The sequence below is a fragment of the Rhodococcus qingshengii JCM 15477 genome (assembly GCF_023221595.1).
Taxonomy (GTDB): domain Bacteria; phylum Actinomycetota; class Actinomycetes; order Mycobacteriales; family Mycobacteriaceae; genus Rhodococcus_F; species Rhodococcus_F qingshengii.
Genome location: NZ_CP096563.1, coordinates 4,203,578 through 4,229,045 on the forward strand (window position 1 = coordinate 4,203,578; position 25,468 = coordinate 4,229,045).

General features: G+C 62.8%; 25 protein-coding genes and 1 tRNA gene. 9 read left to right on the forward strand and 17 right to left on the reverse strand.

The features are described from left to right. Positions 1-84 precede the first annotated feature (84 nt). The 3 genes from M0639_RS19080 to M0639_RS19090 are packed head-to-tail and all read left to right on the forward strand — an operon-like array spanning position 85 to position 3,183. On the forward strand, positions 85-1,251 hold the full coding sequence (locus tag M0639_RS19080; protein ID WP_064075259.1) for a hypothetical protein: 1,167 nt from the start codon (positions 85-87) through the stop codon (positions 1,249-1,251). A 2-nt stretch (positions 1,252-1,253) separates the two neighbouring features. Beyond that, positions 1,254-2,036, forward strand: coding sequence for an SDR family oxidoreductase (locus tag M0639_RS19085; RefSeq protein ID WP_054801046.1), 783 nt, complete (start codon positions 1,254-1,256; stop codon positions 2,034-2,036). Positions 2,037-2,043: 7 nt separating this feature from the next. Beyond that, on the forward strand, positions 2,044-3,183 hold the full coding sequence (locus tag M0639_RS19090) for a sulfotransferase family protein (RefSeq protein ID WP_064075260.1): 1,140 nt from the start codon (positions 2,044-2,046) through the stop codon (positions 3,181-3,183). Positions 3,184-3,256: 73 nt separating this feature from the next. On the opposite strand, the gene M0639_RS19095 is transcribed toward M0639_RS19090, so the two are convergent. Together M0639_RS19095 and M0639_RS19100 are read right to left on the reverse strand one after the other, a co-directional pair. Continuing rightward, complete coding sequence (locus M0639_RS19095) at positions 3,257-4,102, reverse strand: alpha/beta fold hydrolase (RefSeq protein WP_054186753.1); 846 nt, start codon at positions 4,100-4,102, stop codon at positions 3,257-3,259. Beyond that, a complete protein-coding gene (locus tag M0639_RS19100; protein ID WP_003941306.1) occupies positions 4,099-5,889 on the reverse strand; it encodes an N-acyl-D-amino-acid deacylase family protein in 1,791 nt (596 codons plus the stop codon). The genes M0639_RS19095 and M0639_RS19100 overlap by 4 nt, the downstream gene beginning before the upstream one ends. A gap of 97 nt (positions 5,890-5,986) precedes the next feature. Between M0639_RS19100 and M0639_RS19105 the strand changes: the two genes are divergently transcribed. Then, entirely contained in the window at positions 5,987-6,634 is a 648-nt protein-coding gene (locus tag M0639_RS19105; protein WP_003941289.1) for a TetR/AcrR family transcriptional regulator, read from the forward strand. Positions 6,635-7,028: 394 nt separating this feature from the next. Next, on the forward strand, positions 7,029-7,154 hold the full coding sequence (locus tag M0639_RS34960; RefSeq protein WP_255246884.1) for a hypothetical protein: 126 nt from the start codon (positions 7,029-7,031) through the stop codon (positions 7,152-7,154). Between the two features lie 81 nt (positions 7,155-7,235). On the opposite strand, the gene dcm is transcribed toward M0639_RS34960, so the two are convergent. Both dcm and M0639_RS19115 read right to left on the reverse strand, forming a co-directional pair. After that, complete coding sequence (dcm, locus tag M0639_RS19110; RefSeq protein WP_064075261.1) at positions 7,236-8,531, reverse strand: DNA (cytosine-5-)-methyltransferase; 1,296 nt, start codon at positions 8,529-8,531, stop codon at positions 7,236-7,238. Positions 8,532-8,690: 159 nt separating this feature from the next. Further along, positions 8,691-8,761: transfer RNA gene (locus tag M0639_RS19115), tRNA-Cys, on the reverse strand. A 233-nt stretch (positions 8,762-8,994) separates the two neighbouring features. Here M0639_RS19115 and M0639_RS19120 point away from each other — a divergent pair. Beyond that, on the forward strand, positions 8,995-10,263 hold the full coding sequence (locus tag M0639_RS19120; protein ID WP_100084653.1) for a multidrug effflux MFS transporter: 1,269 nt from the start codon (positions 8,995-8,997) through the stop codon (positions 10,261-10,263). Here the strand turns inward: M0639_RS19120 and mraY are convergent. Continuing rightward, positions 10,260-11,336: a phospho-N-acetylmuramoyl-pentapeptide-transferase gene (mraY, locus tag M0639_RS19125; RefSeq protein ID WP_003941316.1), complete on the reverse strand. Its 1,077-nt coding sequence runs from the start codon at positions 11,334-11,336 to the stop codon at positions 10,260-10,262. The two genes, M0639_RS19120 and mraY, sit on opposite strands and share 4 nt — an antisense overlap. 85 nt (positions 11,337-11,421) lie before the next feature. Between mraY and M0639_RS19130 the strand changes: the two genes are divergently transcribed. Then, the gene (locus M0639_RS19130) at positions 11,422-11,955 is read left to right on the forward strand and encodes a MarR family winged helix-turn-helix transcriptional regulator (protein WP_054825961.1); all 534 of its coding nucleotides are present in this window, start codon (positions 11,422-11,424) and stop codon (positions 11,953-11,955) included. 93 nt (positions 11,956-12,048) lie between these two features. Here the strand turns inward: M0639_RS19130 and M0639_RS19135 are convergent, their stop codons facing one another. The 11 genes from M0639_RS19135 to M0639_RS19185 all read right to left on the reverse strand — a co-directional run bounded on the left by M0639_RS19135 (position 12,049) and on the right by M0639_RS19185 (position 23,636). Continuing rightward, positions 12,049-12,825: an enoyl-CoA hydratase gene (locus tag M0639_RS19135; protein ID WP_003941374.1), complete on the reverse strand. Its 777-nt coding sequence runs from the start codon at positions 12,823-12,825 to the stop codon at positions 12,049-12,051. Next, entirely contained in the window at positions 12,825-13,718 is an 894-nt protein-coding gene (gene mmsB / locus M0639_RS19140; RefSeq protein WP_003941308.1) for a 3-hydroxyisobutyrate dehydrogenase, read from the reverse strand. Before mmsB ends, M0639_RS19135 begins: the two co-directional genes overlap by 1 nt. 23 nt (positions 13,719-13,741) lie before the next feature. Continuing rightward, entirely contained in the window at positions 13,742-14,800 is a 1,059-nt protein-coding gene (locus tag M0639_RS19145) for an enoyl-CoA hydratase/isomerase family protein (RefSeq protein ID WP_042923165.1), read from the reverse strand. Beyond that, complete coding sequence (locus M0639_RS19150; RefSeq protein ID WP_064075262.1) at positions 14,797-15,957, reverse strand: isobutyryl-CoA dehydrogenase; 1,161 nt, start codon at positions 15,955-15,957, stop codon at positions 14,797-14,799. The genes M0639_RS19145 and M0639_RS19150 overlap by 4 nt, the downstream gene beginning before the upstream one ends. A 14-nt stretch (positions 15,958-15,971) precedes the next feature. Continuing rightward, positions 15,972-17,489: a CoA-acylating methylmalonate-semialdehyde dehydrogenase gene (locus M0639_RS19155; protein WP_003941275.1), complete on the reverse strand. Its 1,518-nt coding sequence runs from the start codon at positions 17,487-17,489 to the stop codon at positions 15,972-15,974. A 129-nt stretch (positions 17,490-17,618) separates the two neighbouring features. After that, the gene (locus tag M0639_RS19160) at positions 17,619-18,341 is read right to left on the reverse strand and encodes a copper homeostasis protein CutC (RefSeq protein WP_050655248.1); all 723 of its coding nucleotides are present in this window, start codon (positions 18,339-18,341) and stop codon (positions 17,619-17,621) included. Between the two features lies 1 nt (position 18,342). Then, complete coding sequence (nagB, locus tag M0639_RS19165; protein WP_007726140.1) at positions 18,343-19,122, reverse strand: glucosamine-6-phosphate deaminase; 780 nt, start codon at positions 19,120-19,122, stop codon at positions 18,343-18,345. Continuing rightward, positions 19,110-20,351, reverse strand: coding sequence for an N-acetylglucosamine-6-phosphate deacetylase (locus tag M0639_RS19170; protein WP_082893283.1), 1,242 nt, complete (start codon positions 20,349-20,351; stop codon positions 19,110-19,112). Before M0639_RS19170 ends, nagB begins: the two co-directional genes overlap by 13 nt. After that, positions 20,348-22,021: a phosphoenolpyruvate--protein phosphotransferase gene (gene ptsP / locus M0639_RS19175; protein ID WP_064075263.1), complete on the reverse strand. Its 1,674-nt coding sequence runs from the start codon at positions 22,019-22,021 to the stop codon at positions 20,348-20,350. The genes M0639_RS19170 and ptsP overlap by 4 nt, the downstream gene beginning before the upstream one ends. Further along, complete coding sequence (locus tag M0639_RS19180; protein WP_003941322.1) at positions 22,021-22,290, reverse strand: HPr family phosphocarrier protein; 270 nt, start codon at positions 22,288-22,290, stop codon at positions 22,021-22,023. The genes ptsP and M0639_RS19180 overlap by 1 nt, the downstream gene beginning before the upstream one ends. A gap of 2 nt (positions 22,291-22,292) precedes the next feature. After that, entirely contained in the window at positions 22,293-23,636 is a 1,344-nt protein-coding gene (locus M0639_RS19185) for a PTS transporter subunit EIIC (protein ID WP_064075264.1), read from the reverse strand. 327 nt (positions 23,637-23,963) lie between these two features. On the opposite strand from M0639_RS19185, the gene M0639_RS19190 reads away from it, so the two are divergent. Together M0639_RS19190 and M0639_RS19195 are read left to right on the forward strand one after the other, a co-directional pair. After that, a complete protein-coding gene (locus tag M0639_RS19190) occupies positions 23,964-24,194 on the forward strand; it encodes a PTS sugar transporter subunit IIB (protein ID WP_064075265.1) in 231 nt (76 codons plus the stop codon). Then, on the forward strand, positions 24,191-24,649 hold the full coding sequence (locus M0639_RS19195; protein ID WP_064075266.1) for a PTS sugar transporter subunit IIA: 459 nt from the start codon (positions 24,191-24,193) through the stop codon (positions 24,647-24,649). Before M0639_RS19190 ends, M0639_RS19195 begins: the two co-directional genes overlap by 4 nt. A gap of 54 nt (positions 24,650-24,703) precedes the next feature. On the opposite strand, the gene M0639_RS19200 is transcribed toward M0639_RS19195, so the two are convergent. Beyond that, the gene (locus M0639_RS19200) at positions 24,704-25,453 is read right to left on the reverse strand and encodes a GntR family transcriptional regulator (RefSeq protein WP_007726130.1); all 750 of its coding nucleotides are present in this window, start codon (positions 25,451-25,453) and stop codon (positions 24,704-24,706) included. Positions 25,454-25,468 lie beyond the last annotated feature (15 nt).

The following is a 25,468-nucleotide window of genomic DNA, read 5'->3' on the forward strand; positions in this document are numbered from 1 at the left end:
AATACCCAACATCTACCAAATAGGTACATATTTGTACCACGACACTCTGGACCGGCGACATAGTCGGAACTGTGAGGAGCCAGCGTGCTGACGGACCCGTTTGCCGAGGCGATCGCCGAAGCCGAGAAATTGATCGAGACTGCGCCGCACATCAGATCCGAACAGGATCTACTGGAGGGATACCAATATCTGGCCGGCGGAATCATTGCGACGACGCATGCCGCCTGGGCCGGCGAAAAGACCCATCCGAGTTTCATCCAGGGCACCGGACCATTCACCAAGATGGGCCTCGACAACCCCGACACTCTGTACTTCGGCGCCCGTATCAACGACGACAAGGAATACAAGGTCACCGGAAAGCGCGGCACCACAGCCGATCTCAGCTTCCAGGTGTTGAGTGGGAACTACACCAACTCGAACGTTCCCGGCAGCGAAATCGCCTTCGACGACCGCGAGCTGGAGATAGACGACGACGGTAACTTCGTCGCTTGGTTCGGCCCCGGCCCTGCCGACGGCCGAGCCAACTACTACACCCTGGCGCCCGGATCCTCGCAGCTGGTCGTTCGCGAGGTCTACAGCGACTGGAGTCAGCAGCGCGGTGTGATCCGCATCGAGCGCACCGATTCGATCGGGATCGCGCCGCCACCTCTCACCGCCGAAGAGACCGAGAAGCGTTACGCCCGGGCTGGGAAGGCACTGGTCACGCGGGTCAAGACGTGGCTCCAGTTCCCGGAGTGGTTCTACCTCAAGCTCACGGTCAACACCATGACCGAACCACGCCTGACACCGGGCGGGCTGGCAACGCAGTACTCGTCGGTGGGACATTACGAACTCACCGACGAGCAGGCGATGATCATCACCGTTCCCGCCTCCGACGCACCGTATCTCGGCTTCCAACTGGGGAGCCTCTGGTACATCTCACTGGACTACGTCAATCATCAGACCTCCCTCAACAACGGCCAGGCACAGGTCGATCCGGACGGGATGGTTCGAATGGTGGTCAGCGAGAAGAACCCCGGTGTCACCAACTGGATCGAAACCGTCGGACATCCGCGCGGCATTCTGCAGTTCCGTTGGCAGCGCGTGTCCCGCGAGCTGACGCCGCAGGACGGTCCCACCGTCGAAATCGTCGCCGTCGCAGATATTGCGAAGCACCTGCCGCATTTCGACACCAACGCCATCACCGCCGAGGACTGGGCAGCACGCATTGCCCAGCGCCAGGCCGCCATCGACAACCGAATGCTGGGGTAATCATGACCGCCTTGCTCGAAGACCGTGTAGTAGTCATCTCCGGAGTCGGCCCGGCACTCGGCCGCGCTCTGGCCCTTCGATGTGCGTCGGCCGGCGCGAGTCTTGTTCTCGCAGCACGTACGCAATCGCGACTCGACGACGTTGCGAAGGAAATAGTCGATGCCGGTGGGCGCGCCGTCACCGTTGCCACCGACATCACCGACCAGGCTTCCGCCGAGAATCTGGTGGCCGAGTCCATTGCCGCCTACGGCAAAGTGGACACTCTGATCAACAATGCATTCTCGATTCCGTCGATGAAACCGTTGGCTCGCACCGATTACCAGCACATCCGCGACAGCATCGAACTGACCGTACTGGGTGCGTTGCGCCTGACTCAGCTGTTCACGCCGGCACTTGGCGAGTCGGACGGCTCCGTGGTGAATATCAATTCGATGGTGTTGCGGCATTCGCAAGAGCGTTACGGCAGCTACAAGATGGCGAAGTCGGCCCTGCTCGCCATGTCGCAGTCCCTGGCCACCGAACTCGGCCCGCAGGGAATTCGTGTCAATTCGATTGCACCCGGCTATATCTGGGGAGACACCCTCAAGGGATACTTCGCGCACCAGGCGGAGAAGTTCGGCATGACTGTCGAGCAGATCTACGAGCACACTGCGTCGAACACCGACCTCAAGCGCCTGCCGACGACGGATGAAGTATCCGATGCGGCGATCTTCCTGGCGTCTCCGATGGCCAGCGCGATCACCGGCCAATGCATCGACGTCAACTGCGGCGAATTCCATCACTAGGAGCACCATGACTGAACGCACTCACGTCGGCACCGTCGAGGATCTCCATGCCTCGGCGACGCGGATGACCGGCCTGACGGACTTCGGCGTCGACGATTACACCGAAGCTCTGTCGGTCCTGCTCGAGTCTTACGACCGTGACGAGGATCTGACGCCCTTCGGCAGCAAGATCTCTCGGGTATTCCTTCGCGGCGCCCTGGTGGCCCGTCTGCTCAGCGAATCGGCGTGGAAGGAGCATCCGGAGCACGCCGACGTCAAGATCGAGCGGCCGATCTTCGTCACCGGATTGCCACGGACGGGCACCACTGCCTTGCACCGCCTCCTCACGGTCGACCCGGCTCACCAGGGCCTCGAGATGTGGCTGACCGAGTTCCCTCAGCCTCGCCCGCGTCGCGATACGTGGGAATCGAACCAGGTCTTCGCCAAGATCGAGGAGACATTCGGTCAACACCACGTCGAGCATCCCGAATTCATGGGCGTGCACTACATGTCGGCCAGCGAAGTCGAAGAATGTTGGCAACTCTTGCGTCAGACGTTCAAGTCCGTGTCGTACGAGTGTCTGGCGAATCTACCCACGTACTCCGCATGGCTGAAGGACCAGGAGTGGTCGAACGCCTATGCACGACACAAGAAGAACCTGCAGCTGATCGGTCTGCCCGATCAGGATCGACGGTGGGTCCTCAAGAACCCGAGCCACCTGTTCGCGCTCGACGAATTGATGGAGGCGTACCCCGACGCGCTTGTCATTCAGACTCACCGCTCCCCTACGACGATCATTCCGTCGGTGTGCAGCCTGGCCGCCCAGGCGACAGAGGGTTGGTCGAACACGTTCACCGACAAGGTGATCGGCGAAAGTCAGCTCGAATTGTGGGCCAGGGGGCTCGAGCAGTTCGACAGTGCACGCGCACACCACAATCCCGCGCAGTTCATCGACGTCGACTATCAGGACTTCGTCACCGATCCGCTGGGAACCGTCGAGAACATCTACACGCACTTCGACATCCCGTTGACAGCTGCCGCGCAGCAGTCGATGGAGGCCATGCACGAGGAAAGCCGCTCGGGTGCTCGCAAACCTTCGCACAAGTACACGCTCGAGGAGTTCGGTCTGACGAAGGAGCAGGTGGAAGAGCGATTCGGAACTCGCTGACCACCGCTGGCCGACGACCTTGCTGACAACTGAAGCCCCGCCGATCGGCGGGGCTTCAGTGATCAAAACGCGGTCAGCTGCTGAGATGCTCACCCAGCAGTCGGTCCAACTCGACCGGCGCCTCGTCCGGAATCCAGTGGCTCACGCCGCTGAGAACCTCGAACCGGTACGGGCCGTCGACAAACGCGGGGGTGAGCGCAGACCCTTTGGGGCCGATGGCGGCGTCGCCGTCACTCCAGACGTGCAGGGTCGGCACGGTGACCCTGGCAGTTGCGGGGTTCGGCTTGGTCATCCACATCGCGCGGTACCAGTTCAGACCGCCGCGTAGCCGACCGGGAGCCAGCATGGCGTTCAGATCGCGCCGCGCGTTCTCCGGCGTCTGCCCGCTCGAAATCAGGAACTTTTCACCTGCCGACGTGGAGGACAGAATCTTCTCGGGGACGAAGGGTAATTGGAACGCCCCCATGTACCACGACTTCAGTCCCTGTGTGCTGGTCACCATCGCCTTGACGAACGCCAGTGGGTGCGGAACCGACACCGCGGTCACGGTATCGAGCAAGTCCGGCCGTTCGGCGGCCACCTGCCATGCGACTGCGGCACCCCAGTCGTGGCCGACCAGGTGCACTTTGCCCACCGCGAGCGCGTCGATCAGTGCGACAGTGTCAGCGGCGAGTTCGGACCCACGGTACGCCCAGCGCGCTTTCGGCCTGGCGCCGGGTGAGTACCCTCGCTGATCCGGTGCGACGGTCCGGAAGCCGCGGGCGTGCAGTAACGGCGCAAGGTGATCCCATGAGCGGGAATCCTGCGGAAACCCGTGCAGGAGAACCACGACCGGACCGTCGGCGGGTCCTTCGTCGCGTACGTCGAAGGTCAGCCCGGACCGGGAGTACGAGGTGAGGCGATCCGCCGGTGTAGTCATAGCGCCACGCTAGTCTTCGCGGCCCTGGTAACCGGAGCCTTTTCACCGGCACGCAGGAACTGACCTGTCTTTTCGATTCCGAATCCGGGGGCGAATTCACCTTCGCGGTAGACGAGTCGGCCGTTGATCACCGTAGCGACCGCTGCGTCGTCGCTGCGGTTGACCATCCGGCTGATCCCGCCGTACTCGGGAACCTTTGCCTCGAACAACCCGTCCACCGACTCGTCGAGCCCGGCCGGGTCGATGACAACGAAGTCCGCGCGGTCACCCTGGCGTAGATGCCCGGCGTCGATGCCGTACCAGTCCGCCAGTTCGCCCGTCAGGCGGTGGATTGCGCGCTCGATGGTGAGGAACGGCTTGCGGTCACTCTGAGCGTCCTTGACGCGCTTGAGGAGTCGCACCGGGTAGTTGTAGAACGCCATGTTGCGCAGATGCGCGCCGGCATCGCCGAAGCCCATCTGCACACCGGAACTCGCGGCGAGTTTCTTCGCGAACTTGGGCCGGTGATTGGCAATGGTGGTGCGCCAGCGAAGATCTCGCCCGTACTTCACCACCAGGTCGAGGTACGCGTCCACCGGGTGCACTCCGCGGATGTCACCGACCTGACCGAAGTTCTTGCCGATCAACGTCTCGTCCGGGCATCCCACGATGACCGCATCGTAGAAATTGCGATGCCAGATGCGGGGTGAGAACTTGTTGTCGTAGTCCTTACGGAATGCGCGACGGTACGACTCGTCCTGGAGCAGTTCGTTGCGCTCCACCTGGTCCTTGAGGTGCAAAGCGGCGGCGCCGGCACCGAACTCCTCGAACACGACCAGGTCGATTCCATCCGCGTAGACGGTGAAGGGAACCGGAAGGTGCTGCCACTTGAAATCGGTCTTCGCGAAGCGATTGAGCAGTGGGGCCGCAGCGAGCATGAAGTACACGATCACCGGGTAGGCCTTCGAATCCGCACCGGAGAGCAGCGACGTCTTGAGCGGCTTCTTGCGTCCGATCGCGGAGCTTTCGGCGAAGAACGCCGCGACGTTCGGATGCAGGTTGATGGTCGGAGCGCTCTGCAAGATCTTGCCGCGATCGCGAAGGATGCGGTTGAGGAATCGGAACTCTTTCCACCGTGCATACGTCGACGGCAAAGAGCGAGAACGATATTCGTCGCCGTCGATCTTGTCGAGGGCATTGGTCATCGACGACAGGCCGAGCATCCCAGCGTCGATGGCATCCTCGAGCATCGAGCCCATCCGGCCGAGTTCCGAGCGAGTCGGCTTGACCTTCTTGTCGGTGCCGCGCCCCAGTCCGAGTACGTGCGTGCGGATGTCGGAATGACCGATGAAGGCCGCGACATTGGGTCCGAGGGGAAGGGCTTCGAGGGCGGCGGTGTACGCCGCGGGACCGGTCCAGGTCTTGTTCGCTTCGAGGATGCGCAGCACCGCGTCGTGGGGAACTGCTTCGACCCGGCTGAACAGATCCGCGATCTCGCGCGGCGTCGAATACACCGTCGACAGCGAGCAATTGCCGAGCACGACCGTCGTGACGCCGTGGCGAACCGATTCCGGAAGCCCTGGACTGACCAAGGCTTCGGCGTCGTAGTGCGTGTGGACGTCGACAAAGCCGGGGAGAACCCATTTGCCGGCCGCGTCGATCACTTCTGTGTCCGGCCCGATCTCGAGGCGCGTCGTGGACACCTCCGCGACCACGCCGTCTCGAATTCCGAGATTACGACGCAGACCTGGAGCCCCCGTCCCGTCGAACCACAACCCGTCGTTGACCACGATGTCGAAAGCAGACACTGTCGGACTCCTCGCCTCACGTATGTGTTACCTCACGTTATAGACAGCGTTGAGTAAAAGTCAATGAACCTTTCGAACCAATACATAGGATGACGGAATGGCTGCAGTCCCCCGCTCCCCCGAAGACCGTCAGAGGCAAATCCTCGAGGTGGCAGTACAGATGCTGCGGACCGAGCCTTTCGACCAACTGTCGATGGATCGCGTCGCAGCCGAGGCCGGTGTCTCGCCGCCACTGCTGTTCCACTACTTCAAGAACAAGAAGGGTTTCCAGAACGCCATCCTCGAGGCCGCCTCGGCCGATCTCGAAGATCGAATGCGACCGGATCCCGAGCTACCCATCACGTCCCAGCTGCGCTCAGGTATCGAGACATTCGTCGACGCCGTTATCGAGCACCCCACCATTTACCTCGCCGTGATGCGTATGGCCGGCAGTGGCGACGTCCGAATGCGCACGATCTACCGAGGCATGCGCCGCACTTTCACCACGTGGATCGTCGCTGCGCTGACGAATCTAGGCATCGAATCGAACGCGACCGTGGAGGCGACAATCGCCGGGTGGCAGGCATTCATGGAGGAAATCGTGGTCAACTGGATCGACGAGCCGACGCTCGAGCGAGGCGAAATGGTCGACCTCTGCGAACGAATTTTCTACCATTGCCTACCGGCAGCGGGCATCAGCGTGGAGCAAATAGTGGCAGCCACCGTTGTCGCGACGGCCAGTGAGTCCGGCGCAACACAACTGTGATCTTCGCGCCGGGGTTTCACAGGTGGTCACGATTGGGTATCTTGCTTGCAGTGGCGCTGGACCACGACCCCAACATATGAAGGATCCAACATGGAGTCTGTCGAAAACGTATTGCCCGCTGGCGTCAAGCTCGAAGACGTCTTGAGTGTGCTCAAGGTCGCAGTTGCGGGCATCGGCCTCATCAGCGCACTGTCGGCATTCAGCTGATCGCAAAGCGTCATCGACAGGCCGGACTTCGGGGAGTCCGGCCTGTTTTTTGTTTACGTTCCTGAACAATCCGTGAACTTTTCAGCAACTTCAGCGCAAAGCGGTCATTTCGACCCAAACAAGCGTCCAGTTTGCTAATTTGTGTCTGCGACACAAGGTCGTACAGAAACACCACGCAGACACAACCTTGTACATACAAACCTGTACATACGACACGGAGGACCGAAACATGGGTTCCATCAACACCCTCAGCGCCGTCATCGACATCATCAAGGTCGTCCAGCCGTTGATCGCCAAGCTCAACCTCAGCTGATTCGCTTGGACCACACCCTGCCAGGGCGTAACTCGAAATGGGGCCGACATCGTCGGCCCCATTTTCCGTAGGTGCCCTATCTCAGCCGAGTGCCTTCTTGATCTCTCCTGCCAGTACCGACGCCAGCTGCGGCGGCACCGCATTGCCGATCATCGTGCGCACCGCTCCCCACTTACCCTCGAAGACGTAGTCGTCGGGAAAGGTCTGGAGGCGAGCAGCTTCTCGAACGGTCAACGATCGCGTGTGTTTCGGATGCACGTTGCGTGAAGCCGAGATCATCCCGAAAGTGGTTCCGACCGTGGACGCCGGCTCGTCCCACCGGAGGCGCTTGTACGTCGTGTTGTATCCGGACGACGGTCGCATGGCCGGATCTTCGTTGTCGTGAGCCGACATTCCTTCCGGTACATCACGCAGCCACCGCAAGACGTGCTCGGGATGTTCGACGGCCCAGTGCAGCGGGTCCGTCTCGCAGGCCTGCCCGGATTCCAGCGGGGCCAGATCGACGGTGGCATCGCGGAAAGTCCTCAGCGGCGCAACACCATTCACGCCGTGAGTCTTCGGCGGGAAACGCAGCGGCCCGATACCACTGTCGCGGCGGGTCGCCACGATGAACACTCGTTCCCGGAACTGCGGCACTCCGTAATCCTGCGCATTCACCGTGTTGACCGAGGCGTCATAACCGCATGCAGCCATCTCGCCGAGAATCCGGTCGACGACCATCCCACCGTCCGGGTCTTTCATGCTGAGCAGCAGTCGCACGTTCTCCATCACCAAGACCTTCGGCTTCACCAGTTCGGCGAGCTCGAGCAGGTTCCGGAAGAGATGGTTGCGCGGATCGGCGCGGTCGCGTCGGCCGGCGAGACTGAAACCCTGACACGGCGGCCCCCCGGCCAACACATCGATGTCCACCTGTGCCAGAAGATCTTTCACCCGGGCTTCGTCGATGGCCCGGATGTCCTCGCCGAGGCACCGCGCGCCGGGGAAGTTCCGATCGAAGGTCGCGCGCGCCTCCGGCACGACTTCGATGTATCCCTCCACCGAAAACCCCGCCATCCGAAAGCCTTCGGCCATACCGCCACAACCGGAGAACGCCGTCAATACGGTGGGGCCACCGCTTCCTGCCGCCGCGACCGCACGGCTGGCCACCGAGGCGAGGTCGTTGACGGGTGTCGCCCGACGCGCACGGGTACTACCGCGCGATCGCTTCCGCGGGGCCGCGTATGTGCCTTCACGCTTGGCCGCTTCCAACGCGGAGAGGGCCGTGAGAATCGCTCGCTCAACCGGTAGCTTCGGATATGCCTTGTCGAGTTCCCACGCGGAGACGACGGCTGACGAGACTCCCGCTTCGCGGGCGAACTGGAACTGACTGATCCCCACGTGCAAGCGCCGCGATCGCAGGTCCTGTCCCGAAATCAATTCAGTGCCTCACTCATGTGGTCCGCTCGCTCCGGCAGCCCAGACTATCGCAGCCGACCCCGTGAACCGGGACCACACAAGAGGGACCGGCAGGCGGTATGCCTGCCGGTCTCCGACACGAGCGGATGACGGGACTCGAACCCGTGTGAACGGCTTTGCAGGCCGGTGCCTAGCCACTCAGCCACACCCGCGTCAGTGAGTAACTCTGCCCCGAGTCGCGGCGCCGAACCACAGTTCCGCTCAGCATGATTCGAGTGCAATCCCACCAACTGTTCCAGTCTCTGGGAAAACCGTGAGCCCTTCGGGAACAAATCGGTCAGTCTCGATGCTGACTCCCTCGGTGGGCGCAGGTCATTCGATTGCGGCCCGACTTTCGACCGAACGACCGAGCAGTTCGCCAGACCCAGACAACCCAGAAGGTTTCATGAGTGCCGAGAACACCGCCATCGCCCCGCCTGTGAAGGCAGCTCCGCTCTTGGAGACGGCCCCGCTGGATACGAGCAGTGTCGACCGCAAGCCGAGCGTCGGGAAGATTCTTGCCCTCGGTTCCATGACTGCGCTCGGGCCCTTCACCATCGACATGTACCTGCCCGCGCTGCCGGATATCGGTGCCGATCTCGGAGTCTCGTCGTCAACGGTTCAGCTGACGATCACCGGAACCCTCATCGGCCTCGCACTCGGACAGCTGTTGGTCGGGCCGCTCTCGGACACTCTCGGCCGCAAGAAGCCGCTGCTCGCCGGGATCGGTGTGCACATCCTGGCTTCGCTGCTGGCGGTCTTCGCACCGAGCATCGCTGTCCTCGGCATCCTGCGGGTTTTCCAGGGCATGGGCGCGGCGGCCGCGGCAGTGGTCACCATGGCGATCGTCCGCGACCTCTACAGCGGTAACACCGTTGCCGTCGTGATGAGCCGGCTGATGCTCGTGCTCGGCGTTGCGCCGATCCTGGCGCCCAGCATCGGTGGCGCCCTCCTCGTCGCCCTCGACTGGCGCGGGATCTTCGTCGTCCTGGCACTGATCGGCGTAGGCACGGCGATGATCGGTGCGTTCGGACTGTCCGAAACATTGCCGAAGGAAAAGCGTCGCCCGAGCGGATTGACGTCGGTTCTCCGTACCTACGGTTCGCTGCTCGGCGACCGCACGTTCATGGTCCTCACGCTCGTCTCCAGCGTCGGCATGGCGTCGTTGTTCGCGTATGTCTCGGGCGCGTCGTTTGTCTATCAGGATCAGTACGGCCTCAACCAGCAGGAGTTCGCGCTGCTCTTCAGTGCAGGCGCTATCGCGTTGATCGGCGCTTCCCAGGTCAACGTCCGACTGCTCGACCGGTGGACTCCTCAGCAGATCACCAAGTGGGCCCTCGTGGCTGCCGTTGTCTCCGGGGCCGTCGTCATTGCTGTCGCGGTCCTGGAACTGGGCGGGCTCGCTGGATTCGTGATCGCACTGTGGGTCATGGCCGGCGCCATCGGGTTCGTTCTGCCCAACGCCCCGGCACTGGCGCTCGCTCGTCACGGCGAAGCGGCCGGTACTGCCGCCGCAATGCTCGGTGCATTCCAGTTCGGCGTCGGTGCGGCCATCGCGCCGGCCGTCGGCCTACTGGGAAACACGAGCACAGCCCTGGCCGTCACGATGACGGCGTGTGTGTCGCTCGGTCTGATCGCTCTTCTGGCTACGACCCGAAAGAGTGAATCGGTCTAACCGGCAGCGGAGAACCACTCGCTGTAGAAGGTGGCAAGTCCCAGGACGCACGAGATCGCGACGAAGATCCAGAATCTTGCGATCACGACGGTTTCCGGCCAACCGAGTAACTCGAAGTGATGATGGATCGGGGCCATCTTGAATACGCGTCGACCGGACGATCGGAAGACCAGAACCTGGATGATCACCGACAGGATCTCAGCGACGAACAGGGCGCCGATGATGACCATCAGCAGCTCGGTGTGCGTCGTGACGGACAGGCCGACAACCAGGCCGCCGAGTGCCAAGGAGCCGGTGTCGCCCATGAAGATCTGAGCCGGGGCGGCATTCCACCAGAGGAAGCCGAGGCACGCCCCGCCTGCGGCGGCAGCGACGATCGCTAGATCGAGAGGGTCACGAACGTCGTAGCAACCGGCGGCAGGCTCGAGGACACACGAGTTCCGGTACTGCCAACCGGCGATGACGACGTAGGTCCCCAGGATCATGCCCATCGAACCGGCCGCGAGACCGTCGAGGCCGTCGGTGAAATTGACGGCGTTGGACCAGGCGAACACCAGAATGCAGAAGAAGACCACAAAGCCGATGGCACCCATGGAGAACACCGAGATGTCACGAACATGGGACAGGTACTGGCTTCCGGGAGTGACTCCGTTGTTGTTGGAGAACTGCAGGAACAAAATGCCGAAGATGATGGCACTCGCCAGCTGACCGACGGTCTTCGCTGTCTTGTTGAGCCCGAGATTGCGCTTCTTACGGATCTTGATGAAGTCGTCGAGAAAGCCGACGATTCCCAGTGACGTGGCGAGCGCGAGAACCAGCCAACCGGATGCAGACAGCCGCGGTAGCCGCGAGCCGAATCCGATGATGTGTGCCGCCAGGTAGCCCGCCCACATACCGGCGATGATCGCGATCCCGCCCATCGACGGGGTGCCACGCTTGCCCTGATGACTCTGCGGACCCTCGATCCGAATCTCGTGCCCGAGCCCCTGCCGCGAAAGCACACGAATGAGAAACGGAGTCAGGAAGAGCGCGACGAACAACGAGACGCCACCCGCTACGAGGATTGAAATCACCCGTGGGACTCTACAGACGTAAGCGGCTGCGACACACAATCAGACAAGGCACCCGACCGCTTGCCAGCATGGGATGATCGAACCTATGTCTCCCCCCGCGCCGCTCCCCCTCGACCCCATCGAAGAGGCGCATCGTCAGTGGACGGAGCACGGGTGGAGCGACGTCGCCGACGGTATGGCTGCGGTCACGTCGGTGATGCGTGCGCAGCAGATCATGATGGCGCGGGTCGAAGAGGTACTCAAGCCGCTCGGGTTGACCTTCGCTCGCTACGAACTGCTGACGCTTCTCACCTTCACCAGGTCGGGCGCACTCCCGATGGCCAAGGCGAGCGCCCGACTCCAGGTTCACCCCACCAGCGTCACCAATGCCGTCGACCGTTTGGAGAAAGCGGAGTTGGTCAGGCGGGTCCCGCATCCCAGCGATCGCCGTGCAACGCTCATCGAGATCTCGGACGCCGGTCGCGCACTGGCCCTCGAAGCGACCGAAATGCTCAACAGCAAGGTGTTCGCTCACCCCGGACTCCAGCAGGACAAGCTCGAGCAATTGGTGACGATCCTCACTGAACTTCGCAAGACTGCGGGTGACTTCGACACCGGCGGCGCACCGACCAAGTGGTGAACCGACCACCCGTACACACAAAGAAACTGCCCTCACACTCTCGACGAGTGTGAGGGCAGTTTCAGCGCTGTTGAAATTCGGCGCTGTTGAAATTCAGCGATGCTTGAATTCTGCCGACCGCTTCTCCACGAACGCGGTCATGCCTTCCTTCTGATCCTCCGTCGCGAAGGTCGAGTGGAACACCCGACGCTCGAAGCGGACGCCCTCGGCGAGGGTGGTCTCGAAGGACCGGTTGACTGCTTCCTTGGCCATCATCGCAATCGGCAGCGACATCTCGGCGATGGTGGTTGCGGTCTTCAAGGCATCGTCGAGCAGATCGGCGGCCGGAACGATCCGGGCAACCAGGCCTGCACGTTCGGCTTCTTCTGCGTCCATGTTGCGGCCGGTGAGGCACAGCTCCATGGCCTTGGCCTTGCCCACGGCGCGCGTAAGGCGCTGCGAGCCACCGATACCCGGAATGACACCGAGCTTGATCTCGGGCTGGCCGAACTTCGCGGTATCCGAAGCGATGATGAAATCGCAGAGCATCGCCAGCTCGCAGCCACCACCGAGCGCGTATCCGGAGACGGCGGCGATCAGCGGCTTACGAGCTGCTGCGACGCGATCCCACGGGGTGAAGAAATCCTCGACGTATGCGTCCATGTACGTCTTGGACTGCATTTCCTTGATGTCGGCACCGGCGGCGAAGGCGCGCTCGGAACCGGTGATCAGGATCGCTCCGATGCCGTTGTCCGCTTCGAGGTCGGCAACCGCGGCGACGACCTCGTTCATCAGCTCGGAGTTCAGCGCGTTGAGAGCCTTCGGGCGGTTGAGCGTGATGACGCCGACGCGACCCTTACGCTCGAGGATGATGGTGTTGAAGTCGGTCACTACTGTCCTTCGGTCGAACGGTCACGGATGTCGTTGATGATGGCAGAGAAGTCCTGACCGCCACCGCCCGCGGCATGGAAGCGACTGTAGAGTTCGGCTGCCTTGAGTCCGATCTCTGCATCGACGCCGTTGTTGCGCAGCGCATTTGCTGCCAGACCCAGGTCCTTGTCCATCAGTGCAACAGCAAAGCCGGGCTGGTAGTCGTTGTTGGCCGGGCTGGTGGGCACAGGTCCCGGAACCGGGCAGTTGGTGGTCAGTGCCCAGCACTGTCCCGAGGCGTTGGACGCCACGTCGAAGAGCGCCTGGTTGCTCAGGCCGAGCTTTTCGCCCAACACGAACGCCTCGCTGATCGCGATCATCGAAATGCCGAGGATCATGTTGTTACAGATCTTGGCTGCCTGGCCGACACCGGCGTCGCCGCAGTGAACGACCTTGCGGCCCATCACGTCCAGCAACGGTGACGCGGCTTGGAAGTCAGCCTCGGAACCGCCGACCATGAATGCCAGCGTGCCTGCGGTAGCTCCGACGACTCCACCGGAGACCGGTGCGTCGACGCTGCGGTGACCGGCTGCTTCGGCCTTGTCGTGCGCCTCGCGGGCGTCGGCGACGTCGATGGTGGAACAGTCGATGAACAGCGTGCCCGGTGTTGCCACCGGCAGCAGCTCTTCGTACAGACCCAGAACGTGCTTACCGCTCGGCAGCATCGTGATCACGACGTCGGCACCGCGAACGGCGTCGACCGCCGAATCCGCCACCGATGCACCGTCTTTGACTGCCTGCTCCAGCGCCGCAGGTGCCAGGTCGAAACCGACGACCTTGTGTCCGGCCTTGACGAGATTGGCCGCCATCGGGCCACCCATGTGACCGAGTCCGATAAATCCAATGGTGCTCATTAGTGATGCTCCTTCGGCGGTGATCAGTTGCCTTGCGGTTGAGGGGCGAGTCCGAGCTCGTTGTCGCCCAGCGGGGCGAAGTAGGCGTCGACGGATTCTGCCGTGACGTCGTCGAGAGTTGCCGGCAACCACTTCGGGTTTCGGTCCTTCTCCACGACCTGGGCGCGAATGCCCTCGACCAGATCGTGTGAGGCGAGCGCAGCGGTCGAGACCCGGAACTCCTCGTTGAGGACTTCTTCCAAGCTTGCTGCTTCCTTGGCATGCCGCAGAGATCGCAGGGTCACCGACAGTGCAATCGGGGACTTGCCGAGAATCTGCTCCGCTGCCTTCTCCGCTTCGGGGATTCCACTTGCGCGAAGACGCTCGACGATGGTGGATACGTCGTCGGCGGAGTACGCGGCGTCGATCCAGCTCTGCTGGGCCAACAGTTCCGACACCGGAGCCGGCTCCGCGTACTGCGCCACGGCGTCGGCAACCGAAGACGACGCGAGTGCGGCGATGAACGTCTCGATGTTCTCCGACGGGATGAAGTGGTCAGCGAAACCTGCTGCGATGGCATCGCCGGCGCTCAGTCGTGCCGTGGTGAGCGCGATGTGCGTCCCGAGTTCACCGGGAGCACGCGAGAGCAGGTAAGTTCCGCCCACGTCTGGAATGAAACCGATTCCGGTCTCGGGCATTCCGATCATCGAGCGCTCGGTCACGATGCGAATGTCGCCGTGTGCGGACACTCCGACGCCACCGCCCATGACGATCCCGTCCATGATCGCGACGTACGGCTTCGGGTAGTTCGCGATCTCGGAGTTGAGGATGTACTCCTCACGCCAGAAGTCGAGCGAACCGGTCTTGCCGTCCTTGGCGTCATGGTAGATCGAGACGATGTCGCCGCCGGCGCACAGACCACGCTCGCCGGCGCCCGTGAGTACGACTGCCTTGACGTCGTCGTCGGACTTCCATTCCTCGAGGGCCTTGGCCATCGCCTTGACCATCGAGTGGTTGAGGGCGTTGATCGCCTTGGGACGGTTGAGAGTGATGAGCCCCAGTCCGTCACGCTTTTCGATCAATACCTCGAGCTCGTCGCTCATGCTGCTCCCTGCTTTCCCTGACCTGATGCGACCACGCTGCGCGCGATGACCACCCTCATGATCTCGTTGCTGCCTTCGAGGATCTGATGAACCCGAAGATCGCGGACGATCTTCTCGATCCCGTACTCAGCAAGATAGCCGTACCCGCCGTGAAGCTGGAGGGCCTTGTTGGCTACGTCGAATCCGGTGTCGGTGGCAAAGCGCTTGGCCATCGCACACAACTCCACGACGTCGGACGCTCCGTCTTCGAGCGCGGCGGCGGCGCGCCACAGCAACGTCCTGGCCGCTTCGAGTTCGGTACGCATGTCGGCGAGCTGGAACTGCAGGGCCTGCGACTCGATCAGTGCCGAACCGAAAGCTTTGCGGTCCACCAGATATGCGACTGCCTTCTCCAGCGCTGCCTGGGCCCCACCGACCGAACAGGCGGCGATGTTCAGCCGGCCGCCGTTGAGACCTTTCATGGCGATGCGGAATCCGCTGCCCTCTTCACCGAGCATGTTGGCGGCAGGAACTCGCACGTCTTCGAAGATCACCTGACGGGTGGGCTGCGCGTTCCAGCCCATCTTGATCTCGTTGGCACCGAACGACAGTCCGGGCGAATCCTTGGGCACGATGAACGCCGAGATCCCCTTGGCACCGGCAGATCCGGTGCGTGCCATCACGACGTACACGTCGGAAGTGCCTGCGCCGGAAATGAACTGCTTGACGCCGTTGAGGATGTAGTCGTCGCCGTCACGAACGGCCTTGGTGCTCAGGCCCGCAGCATCGGAGCCAGCGCCGGGTTCGGTGAGGCAGTAGCTGCCCAGTTGATCCATCGAGCAGAGTCCGGGAACCCACTTGTGGCGCTGTTCGTCGTTGCCGAACTGGTCGATCATCCACGTGACCATGTTGTGGATGGAGATGTACGCGGCGATCGACGGATCGCCCTTGGCCAGCTCTTCGAAGATCCGGGCAGCGTCGACGCGACTCAGCTCACTGCCACCCACGTCTTCACGAATGTAGATACCGCCCATTCCCAGGGACGCCGCCTTACGGAGGACGTCCACCGGGAAATGCTTGGTCTGATCCCACTCCACTGCGTTGGGCGCCAGATGCTCGGCCGCGAAGTCGCGGGCAGTGTCACGAATCGCCCGCTCGTCATCGGTCAGAGTAAACATGGAAAGTGTTCCGATCAGTTCATCGTGGGGATGACGAAGTGGTTGGTCTCTTCCTTCTTGCCGGAAGGCCAGCGCTGCGTCACGGTCTTGGTCTTGGTGTAGAAGCGGAAGGAGTCGGGACCGTGCTGGTTCAGGTCACCGAATCCGGAGCGCTTCCAGCCACCGAAGGTGTGGTACGCGATCGGGACCGGGATCGGCACGTTCACGCCGACCATGCCGACGTTGACGCGAGCGGTGAAGTCACGCGCGGTGTCGCCGTCGCGGGTGAAGATGGAGACGCCGTTGCCGTACTCGTGTTCGGTCGGAAGACGCAGTGCCTCTTCGTAATCGGCAGCGCGGACCACCTGAAGGACGGGTCCGAAGATCTCTTCCTTGTAGATGCGCATGTCCGAGGTGACGTTGTCGAACAGGGTTGCGCCGGCGAAGAATCCACCTTCGTGGCCTTCGAGGGTGAAGCCGCGGCCGTCGACGACTGCCGTTGCGCCCTCGTCGATGCCGATCTGCACGTAGTTGTTGACGCGGTCGAGGGCATCCTGGCAAACGAGCGGTCCGAAATCGACGCCTTCGTCGTCACTGCGACCGATCTTGAGCTTCGCGACGCGCTCCTTCAGCTTCGCGACAAGAGCGTCCGCGGTCTCCTCGCCGACGGGAACGGCAACCGAGATGGCCATGCAACGCTCGCCGGCACTGCCGTAGCCCGCACCGATCAGGGCGTCGGCAACCTCGTCGAGGTCGGCGTCCGGCATGACGATCGCGTGGTTCTTGGCGCCACCGAAGCACTGTGCGCGCTTGCCGTGAGCTGCGGCCGTCTCGTAGATGTACTGGGCGATCGGCGTGGAGCCGACGAAGCCGACAGCCTTGATGCGATCGTCGGTGAGCAGGACGTCGACAACTTCCTTGTCACCGTTGACCACGTTGAACACACCTGCGGGCAGTCCGGCCTCGAGGAACAGTTCAGCCAGGCGCAGCGGGACGGAGGGGTCACGCTCGGAGGGCTTGAGAATGAAGGCGTTACCGGCGGCGAGGGCGGGGCCGGCCTTCCACAGCGGGATCATCGCGGGGAAGTTGAAGGGCGTGATGCCTGCAACGACGCCGAGCGGCTGGCGCATGGAGTACACGTCGATGCCGGTGCCGGCACTCTCGGTGAATTCGCCCTTGAGCAGGTGCGGAGCGCCGACGGCGAACTCGATGACCTCGAGGCCACGCTGGATGTCACCCTTGGCGTCGGCGACGGTCTTGCCGTGCTCGGACGAGAGGAGGCGGGCCAGAGAATCCATCTCGGCCTGAGCGAGCTGCAGGAACTTCATCAGCACGCGGGCACGCTTCTGCGGGTTGAACGCTGCCCACACCTGCTGCGCCTCTTCGGCATTGGCGATGATGGCTTCGGTCTCGGCCTTGCTCGCGAGGGGAACGCGGGCCTGCACCTTGCCGGTGTTGGGATCGAACACGTCCGCAAATCGATCAGATGTCCCGGGAACACGCTTGCCACCGACGAAGTGCGTCAACTCGTGAACCGTCGCATTTTCAACCATTGTGCTAACCCGTTCCTTGCTCGTATGGACCGCCCAGGAGGCAGCAGTGAATATGTCTACCATCCTATAGTTGGATGTCCATGTATGTCTAGAGCCCAAGGGCTGTGCGCCTTTATTAACCGCGGGGGGTTAATAAAGGCGCACAGCGCGGAGCGCGGCTGCCGCTTCCTGCGCGACTACTGCATCGGTGACGTCGTATCCGTCCGATCCCCCGCCCGGGCCACCGGACACCGCGACAACCTTGCGTGCCGAGAGATGCACCGCATCGACGCCGACGGCAGCGATTGCCGGGATGTCGTCGACGGTTATTCCGCCACCGGCCATGATCTGGATCCGGCCCGCGGCATGTTCGACCATTCGACCGATCTCGTCGAGTCCCTCGTTGCAAGTGTCCGCACCCCCGGACGTCAGCACGCGGGTCACGCCCAGGTCGATCAGTTCGTCCAGCGCGGTCAGACGGTCGGTCACCACGTCCATCGCACGATGTACTGTCACCTCGACTCTCGCCCGGTCCACGCATCCGATGATGCGGCGCAGCACGACGGTGTCGATCGAGTTGTCTTCTGTCAGCGCGCCGATCACGATGCCGGAAGCTCCACCGGCCACAGCAGCATGTACGTCGTGCTCCATCACCCACACTTCGTCGGGTGAGAACACAAAACCTCCGGCGCGCGGACGGATCAGCGGGTGAACCGCGATCCCCACTTCCGACACAGCCTCGATCACTCCGATGCTGGGCGTCAATCCCCCCGTCGGGCCGAGTGCCGCACACAACTCGACTCGAGTCGCTCCCACCGAACGCGCGATCCTCGCCCCCCGCACGTCCTGCACAGCCAGCTCCAGAACCGTCATGTCAGAAGGACTGCCACGACGGCTTGTGTTCGAGCGCATACCGGTAGTAGTCGGCAAGTTTGAGTGAACTGGCCGCAGCTTCGTCGATGACGACGGTGACATGGCGATGCAATTGCATCACCGAAGCCGGGCAGAAGGCAGACAACGGACCTTCGACGGCAGCGGCGATCGCGTCAGCCTTGCCTTCTCCGGTCGCGATCATCACCAGATGCCTTGCATCGCTGATGGTTCCGAGCCCCTGGGTGAGCACGTGATGTGGGACGTCGTCCACACCGTCGAAGAAGCGTGCGTTGTCGATCCGGGTCTGCTCGGTCAGCGTCTTCACGCGGGTTCTCGAGGTCAACGACGATCCGGGCTCGTTGAAGCCGATGTGGCCGTCGGTACCGATGCCGAGCAACTGCACGTCCACTCCCCCGGCCGCCGCGATGCTCTGGTCGTACCGGGCGATCTCCTGCTCCGGGCACGGCGCTTCACCGTTGGGACTGGACACCATCGCGGGATCCAGGTTGACGTGATCGACGAACTCCGACCGAATCACCGAGTAGTACGACTGCGGATGGCGTTTCGGCAATCCCAGGTACTCGTCGAGCAGGAATGCCCGAGCCAGCGAGAAGTCGAGTTCGGCGTCGCGATGCCTCGCTGCCAGTTCACGATAGGTTCCGATCGGCGACGACCCCGTTGCGAGACCGAGCGTCGTCGCCCCGGCTCTGACGTAGCCTTCGACGATGTCCGCGACGGTCGAGTCGACCTCCGCGGGTGTCGGCTGTATTACGATTTCCATGATTTTTCCTTTCCGACGGCTTTTCCGCCGAGTAGTACACGCCCCAGGCGCAAGTGACGATCGGTGACCAGGATGTCGGCTCGGCAGCCCACGGCCAGCGATCCGATCAGGTCGCCGAGCCCCAGCAGATGCGCTGGGCTCCGAGTTGCCGCTGCGACAGCATCTTCCAGCGCGACGCCGCCGTCGAAGACGGTGCTGCGCAGGACGTCGAGCAACCTCGCGGTCCCTCCGGCGATCGCGCCGGCCGAGCCGTCGGTCGTCGCGAGCCGTGCGACGCCCGCCTGTACGGTGACGTCGAGCGCACCGAGTTGGTAGTCGCCGTCGTCCATTCCCGCAGCGGCCATCGAATCGCTGACCAAGGCGATCTGGTCCGGTCCGACAGCATCGAAGACCATCGACACGGTCTCGGGTGCAAGATGCACACCGTCTGCGATCAGTTCCACCACCATCTCGCCTCTCGCGGCAGCCGCCAGGCACGCCGCGACGGGACCCGGAGATCGATGGTGCAGGGGCGGCATCCCGTTGAAGAGGTGGGTCGCGCTGATCTGTCCGGCCCAATCCCCGTGCACCGCAGCATCGATGCGCGCCGACGTCGTTGCCGCGTCGGCATCGGTGTGACCGAAACTCGGCACGATGTTGCGATGACGCATGATCGCGAGCAACTCTTCGAAATTCTCGGTCTCGGGCGCCAAGGTCATGGACCGCACGGTCCCACGCGCGGCGTCACACACGGCTTCGAGCAGATCCGGATCACCGGGAATGATCGCCGCCGGATCCTGGGCACCGCAGCGGACGCCGTTGATGAACGGCCCCTCGAGGTGGATACCCAGAAGTTCTCCGCGTTCGACCAGATCGGCGAGCATCGTCGCTTGTCGCACCAGATCTGCGCGCGGTGCGGAGACCAGGCTGGCCAGCATTCCGGTCGTGCCGTGCTCGCAATGGTGCGCCGCCGCGCGGCTCGCTCCATCGGCGTCGGTGTTCGGGAAACCAGCACCCGCGGCGCCGTGGCTGTGGACATCGATCAAGCCGGGCATGATCACCGCGTCGGTGCGTTCCGGAATGACGACGACGGGTGTGGACGCCACATAGTCCGCAGCCGAGCCGACCCAACTGATCTTTTCGCCGTCCACGACGACGACTCCGTCGTGAATCTTCCCGGCCGGAGATCCGATCACAGTTCCCCGCAATACGATCGGATCGCCGACAGCAGCCGAGCCTGATGTACTCATGCCGACTCGCGAATCCGCGCGACGGCCGCTCTACCCTCGATCGGGTTTCGCGCGCCCCGCGCCGCCGCGGCCATGTCCTTGCACACCGCCAGATCGAGAGAGGCCAGTTGCGCGCGAACTGCGCCCAATGCCGGGACCGACATCGACAGACTCGTCACGCCCAAACCGACCAGAACCGGAGCCAACAGCGGGTCAGACGCGGATTCTCCGCACACACCAACAGGTTTTCCGGCATCGGCGCCAGCCTGACCGACCATCGCGATCAGATCGAGGACCGCCGGCTGCCACGGATCGAGCAGTTGCGCCAGGCCTCCGGCCATACGATCCACGGCGCAGGTGTACTGGCTCAGATCATTGGTACCGATACTGACAAAATCGAGGTGCTCGAGGATATCCTTCGCCCGCAACGCTGCAGCTGGAACCTCGATCATCGCTCCGACCTTGCCGATCCCCCGCGAACGCGCAAGTTCTGCAAAGTCCTTCGCCTCGTCGGCCGTAGCTACCATCGGCGCCATGACCCACAGATCGGCACCCGTCGCATTGCCTGCCGCCGCGAGGGCGTCGAGCTGGCTGATGAGCGTGTCGGGATAAACCGTGCCGACACGGAGCCCGCGGATACCAAGGGCCGGATTCTCCTCGACCCCGAGATCGAGAAACGGCAACGGCTTGTCCGAACCCGAATCGAGAGTGCGGACCACCACCTTCTGTCCGGCGAAGTGCCCGAGCACCGACGCGTACGTCTGTGCTTGCTCCTCCACCGACGGCGCGTCGTGACGCCCGAGATACGAGAATTCGGTACGGAACAGTCCGACGCCCTCGCAATCCGCCGCTCCGGCCCGCGCGGCGTCCTCGAGGGTTCCGATGTTGGCCGACAACCTCACCGCGAACCCGTCACGCGTGCGTCCTGGACCCTGTGCCGAAGCCGACTGCTCTGCCACGAACGATGCTTCGAGGACAGCGCGCTCGCGCATTTCTGCCGAGGGATCGATGGTGACCGTCCCGGTGGTGCCGTCGAGGATGAGAAGTTTTCCCTCCGCCAGCAGATCGGTTCCCGAGCAGTTGACCACGGCCGGGATTCCGAGCGACTTCGCCAAGATTGCGGTGTGGCTGGTCGGACCTCCTTCGGCAGTCAACAATCCGACCACGTCACTGGTGCCCAACGTCGCTGTATCCGCCGGAGCGAGGTCGCGCGCCACCAGGATGTACGGATGACCGGGAGCGGGGATTCCGGGCATCGGTTCCCCGCGAAGAACGGCCACGGCTCGCTGCCCGAGATCGCGCAAATCCGTTGCCCGCTCGGCCATGTACCCACCGAGCGCCGTGAGCTTTTCACAGAATGCGTCGAAGGCAACTGCGACGGCGTGTGCGGTCGGCAGCCCCGATTCCAGGTTCGCCTTGGCCGCCTTCACGATGCCCGCGTCGCGCGCCATCGCAGCCGACGTCGTCAGGATCTCCGCGGAGACGCCCTCGACTGTCTTTGCACGCGAGAGCAATTCCTCCGCGACGGCGTCCAGTGCCTCACGGATCCTGATCAGCTCCGCCTCGGGACTGCCTGTGATCGGGTCCGACGCCGAGGTCGGCTCAGGCGTGGAGAATCGCAACCACGGCGCGCAGACCGAACCCGCGCTCACTCCGATACCCGCGATGCGGTTGTCCACACTCGCCGTCATCAGGCTTCGTCCAGTTCGGATGCGAGAAGCTCTGCGAGCGAACCGACCGCAGCGTCGGCGCCGTCACCGTCAGCACGCAAGGTCACCGAATCCCCGAATGCTGCACCGAGAGTCATGACAGACAACATGCTGGAGGCATCGACGGGTTCGCCGTCGCCGAGCGCGATGGTGACGTCTACCGGTAGATCGGCTGCGGCGCGCGCGAAGAGCGCTGCGGGTCGTGCGTGGAGTCCGACGCGGGATCCGATTGTCGTGGTTGCGATCGCCATGTTCAGCGTCCTTCCAGTTCCTTGTCGAGCTTGGTTTCCAGTTCGGCGACGAGCGGGGCGTCGGTGCGGCTGTCACCTTCGGCAGCCAGTGCCAGTTCGGCCTCGAGCAGCGCTGGGTCGGGCTCACCTGCAGCCACCTCGACCTCTTCTTCTCGTCCTGGCGTGCGCAGATTCCACTTCTTGATGACGAAGCTGAAAAGGAAGTAGTAGATCACGGCGTAGCCGAGTCCGATCGGGATCAACATCCATGCGTTGGTTGCCTTGCCGAAGTTCAACACGTAGTCGAAGAAGCCTGCGGAGAACGTGAATCCGTCGTGAATCCCCAGCGCATTGACCAAGGCCATCGACGTTCCGGTCAGGAGCGAGTGGATGACGTACAGGGGCCACGCGACGAACATGAAGGAGAATTCGAGCGGCTCGGTGATACCGGTGAGGAATGCGGTCAGGCCGGTGGAGAGCATGATGCCGCCGACGAGCTTCTTCTGAGAAGGCTTGGCGTTGCGCCAGATTGCGAAGGCTGCAGCGGGGAGGGCGAACATCATGATCGGGAAGAAGCCGGTCATGAACGTACCGGCGGAGGGGTCGCCGGCGAAGAACCGGTTGAGGTCACCGCGAACGATCTGACCGCTCGCGTCCTGGTAGTCGCCGATCAGGAACCACACGGCGGAGTTCAAGATGTGGTGCAGGCCCGTGGGGATCAGGAGGCGGTTCGCTGCGCCGTAAATGCCGCCGCCCACAACGGTATTGGAAGCAACTGCTTCACCGACCCAGTTGAGGCCGGAGTTGAACAAGGGGTACACGAATGCCATCAGGACACCGACCACAAGACCGGTGATCGCTGTCAGGATGGGAACGAGCCTGCGCCCGTTGAAGAACCCGAGATAATCGGGAAGCTTCGTTCGATAGAACCGCTGCCACAAGATCGCCGACAGCAAGCCCATCACGATACCGGCGAGCACACCGTAGTTGATCAGGGATTGATCCCCGTTCGGGTCCGTCTTCCCTTCGAGGACGATCGGCGACATCGCCTTGAACACGCCGTCGATCACCATGTAGCCGACGACGGCTGCCAAGGCAGTCGATCCGTCGGCCTTCTTGGCCCAGCCGATCGCGATACCGACGGCGAAGATCAGCGGCAGCCACGTGAAGACTGCTTGTCCTGCCGCAGAGATCACTGCAGCAGCACTGTGCATCGAACTGAATCGCCCGAGCAGGTCGTCCTGGCCGAGGCGGAGCAAGATTCCCGCAGCCGGCAGAACGGCGATCGGAAGCATCAAGCTTCGGCCGAGGCGTTGAACCCCGGCGAACACTTTCGATTCCTTCTTCGGGGTGTCTTCGAGAGTCATCAAGGACCTTCTTCGTTCGCCGGGCCGCGTCGCGATCGGCCGCTGGTTCTGGAAATTCGGGTGTCGTACACGTGCAGGTTTCGTGAAAATGCAGGTCACGGTTCTTGCTCGGAAGTGAGGCCGAAACCGTTTTGTCGAAACTGTTGTGGAGCCGGACTTCCAACGGGTACTGTCCGGTCATAACCAGTTGTAGTTTTACCTGGTGGAGGCGAGTTGTCAACACCCAAATGTGACATACGTAACCGGGATAGCCTTGACCAGCAACTAGTCAGCCCACCTGTACGACCGTTCAACGATCACGACCAACCCGACAATCAGGAGCAGCAAATGTCGAAAGCGGAAGCAATCATCAAAGGCCTCGGCGGCGCAGAGAACATCGTCGAGATCGAGGCTTGCATCACCCGCCTGCGTACCGAGGTCAAGGACGGAGCGAAGGTGAACGAGTCCGCTCTCAAGGCTGCCGGCGCACACGGCGTACTCAAGTCCGGAACGGTTGTCCAGGTCATCGTCGGGCCCGAGGCCGACACCCTTGCCGAGGACATCGAGGACATCCTGTGACGGTCGTCCTCGCCCCACTCCCCGGTCGGGTCGTCGCACTCACTGACGTACCGGACCCGGTGTTCGCTCAGCAGATGGTCGGCTCGGGCGTCGCGATCGAACCCGCTCGCGGTCAGGGCCCGCTCACGGTCGTGGCGCCGATCAGCGGAAAGATCCTGAAACTTCACCCCCACGCGTTCGTGATCTTCGGCGAGAAAGCCACCGGCGTGCTGGTCCATATCGGCATCGACACGGTCAAGCTCGAAGGCGACGGATTCACCCTCATCGCCGCCGAGGGTGACACCGTCGATGCGGGTGATCCCATTGTCAGCTTCGATCCAGCGCACATCGACACGACCGGTTACTCGGCGATCTGCCCGGTAGTCGTGATGGATTCCAAACCGGACACCGTCGAATCCCCTTCCGTCGGTGGGGACGTCGCCACTGGCGACACTCTGTTCGACTGGTCGGCGTAACGCAAAGGGCGAGCACACCGGAAGGTGTGCTCGCCCTTTCGCTTCGAACGATGACTATTGGTCGCCGCGCGTTTTGGGCCGCGCTTGGCCCTGGACTTCCATCTGCAACTGGTAGCGGTCGGATCGGTACCAACTGCGAGTGTGCTCGACCGGTGCGATCTCGCTGAACGACACTCGATCGAAGTACAGAACCGGAGCGCCCTTACGAGTGCCCAGGAGAGTCGCGATCTCCGTACTGGCACCATCGGCACTGACTGTCTGCTCTGCCCGATCGATCGGCTTGTCGTACTTGTCGGCGGTTGCCCGATAGATCGAACCCGTCAAGTCCATGTCGAGCAAACCCGGCAACAGTTCGGGATTGAACCAGCCGTCGTCCACGCTCACCGGCTCGCCGTCGGCAAGGCGCAAGCGCTTGACGTGGTAACCGTCGGAACCCGGTCGCATATTCAGTGCGGCAGCAGTGTTTTCGGGGACCGGCCCCTGTTCGCTGACCAGGACCACTGTCGTGGGGTGATGCCCCTGGGCGCGCATTTCCTCGGTGAAGGATGCAAGGTGCAGCTTGGATTGGACAGCACGGTGCGCAACGAAGGTTCCCTTGCCACGCACGCGAACGAGGTGTCCGTCATTGACCAGTTGCCCGATTGCCTCGCGAACGGTGATCCGACTGACGCCGTAGTCCTGCATCAGGTTTCGCTCGCTGGTCATCAAGTCGCCAGGCTGGAGTTCTTGGGTGCACTTGCGCAGGAGAATGGTGCGCAACTGTTCGTGTTTGGGTATTGCGCTGTCGCGCAAATGAACGGGCATCACAGCGACTGTCCC

Coding starts and splice junctions, on each gene's coding strand:
- M0639_RS19095 (WP_054186753.1), bottom strand. CDS start 4,102: ATGACTACACCGGCGGATCGCCTCACCTCGTACTCCCGGTCCGGGCTG.
- M0639_RS19200 (WP_007726130.1), bottom strand. CDS start 25,453: ATGCCCGTTCATTTGCGCGACAGCGCAATACCCAAACACGAACAGTTG.
- M0639_RS19160 (WP_050655248.1), bottom strand. CDS start 18,341: ATGACGGTTCTGGAGCTGGCTGTGCAGGACGTGCGGGGGGCGAGGATC.
- M0639_RS19145 (WP_042923165.1), bottom strand. CDS start 14,800: ATGAGCGACGAGCTCGAGGTATTGATCGAAAAGCGTGACGGACTGGGG.
- ptsP (WP_064075263.1), bottom strand. CDS start 22,021: ATGACGGCGAGTGTGGACAACCGCATCGCGGGTATCGGAGTGAGCGCG.
- M0639_RS19170 (WP_082893283.1), bottom strand. CDS start 20,351: ATGAGTACATCAGGCTCGGCTGCTGTCGGCGATCCGATCGTATTGCGG.
- M0639_RS19120 (WP_100084653.1), top strand. CDS start 8,995: ATGAGTGCCGAGAACACCGCCATCGCCCCGCCTGTGAAGGCAGCTCCG.
- M0639_RS19185 (WP_064075264.1), bottom strand. CDS start 23,636: ATGACTCTCGAAGACACCCCGAAGAAGGAATCGAAAGTGTTCGCCGGG.
- M0639_RS19180 (WP_003941322.1), bottom strand. CDS start 22,290: ATGGCGATCGCAACCACGACAATCGGATCCCGCGTCGGACTCCACGCA.
- M0639_RS19155 (WP_003941275.1), bottom strand. CDS start 17,489: ATGGTTGAAAATGCGACGGTTCACGAGTTGACGCACTTCGTCGGTGGC.
- M0639_RS19150 (WP_064075262.1), bottom strand. CDS start 15,957: ATGTTTACTCTGACCGATGACGAGCGGGCGATTCGTGACACTGCCCGC.
- M0639_RS19090 (WP_064075260.1), top strand. CDS start 2,044: ATGACTGAACGCACTCACGTCGGCACCGTCGAGGATCTCCATGCCTCG.
- M0639_RS19105 (WP_003941289.1), top strand. CDS start 5,987: ATGGCTGCAGTCCCCCGCTCCCCCGAAGACCGTCAGAGGCAAATCCTC.
- M0639_RS19190 (WP_064075265.1), top strand. CDS start 23,964: ATGTCGAAAGCGGAAGCAATCATCAAAGGCCTCGGCGGCGCAGAGAAC.
- M0639_RS19085 (WP_054801046.1), top strand. CDS start 1,254: ATGACCGCCTTGCTCGAAGACCGTGTAGTAGTCATCTCCGGAGTCGGC.
- M0639_RS19130 (WP_054825961.1), top strand. CDS start 11,422: ATGTCTCCCCCCGCGCCGCTCCCCCTCGACCCCATCGAAGAGGCGCAT.
- mmsB (WP_003941308.1), bottom strand. CDS start 13,718: ATGAGCACCATTGGATTTATCGGACTCGGTCACATGGGTGGCCCGATG.
- nagB (WP_007726140.1), bottom strand. CDS start 19,122: ATGGAAATCGTAATACAGCCGACACCCGCGGAGGTCGACTCGACCGTC.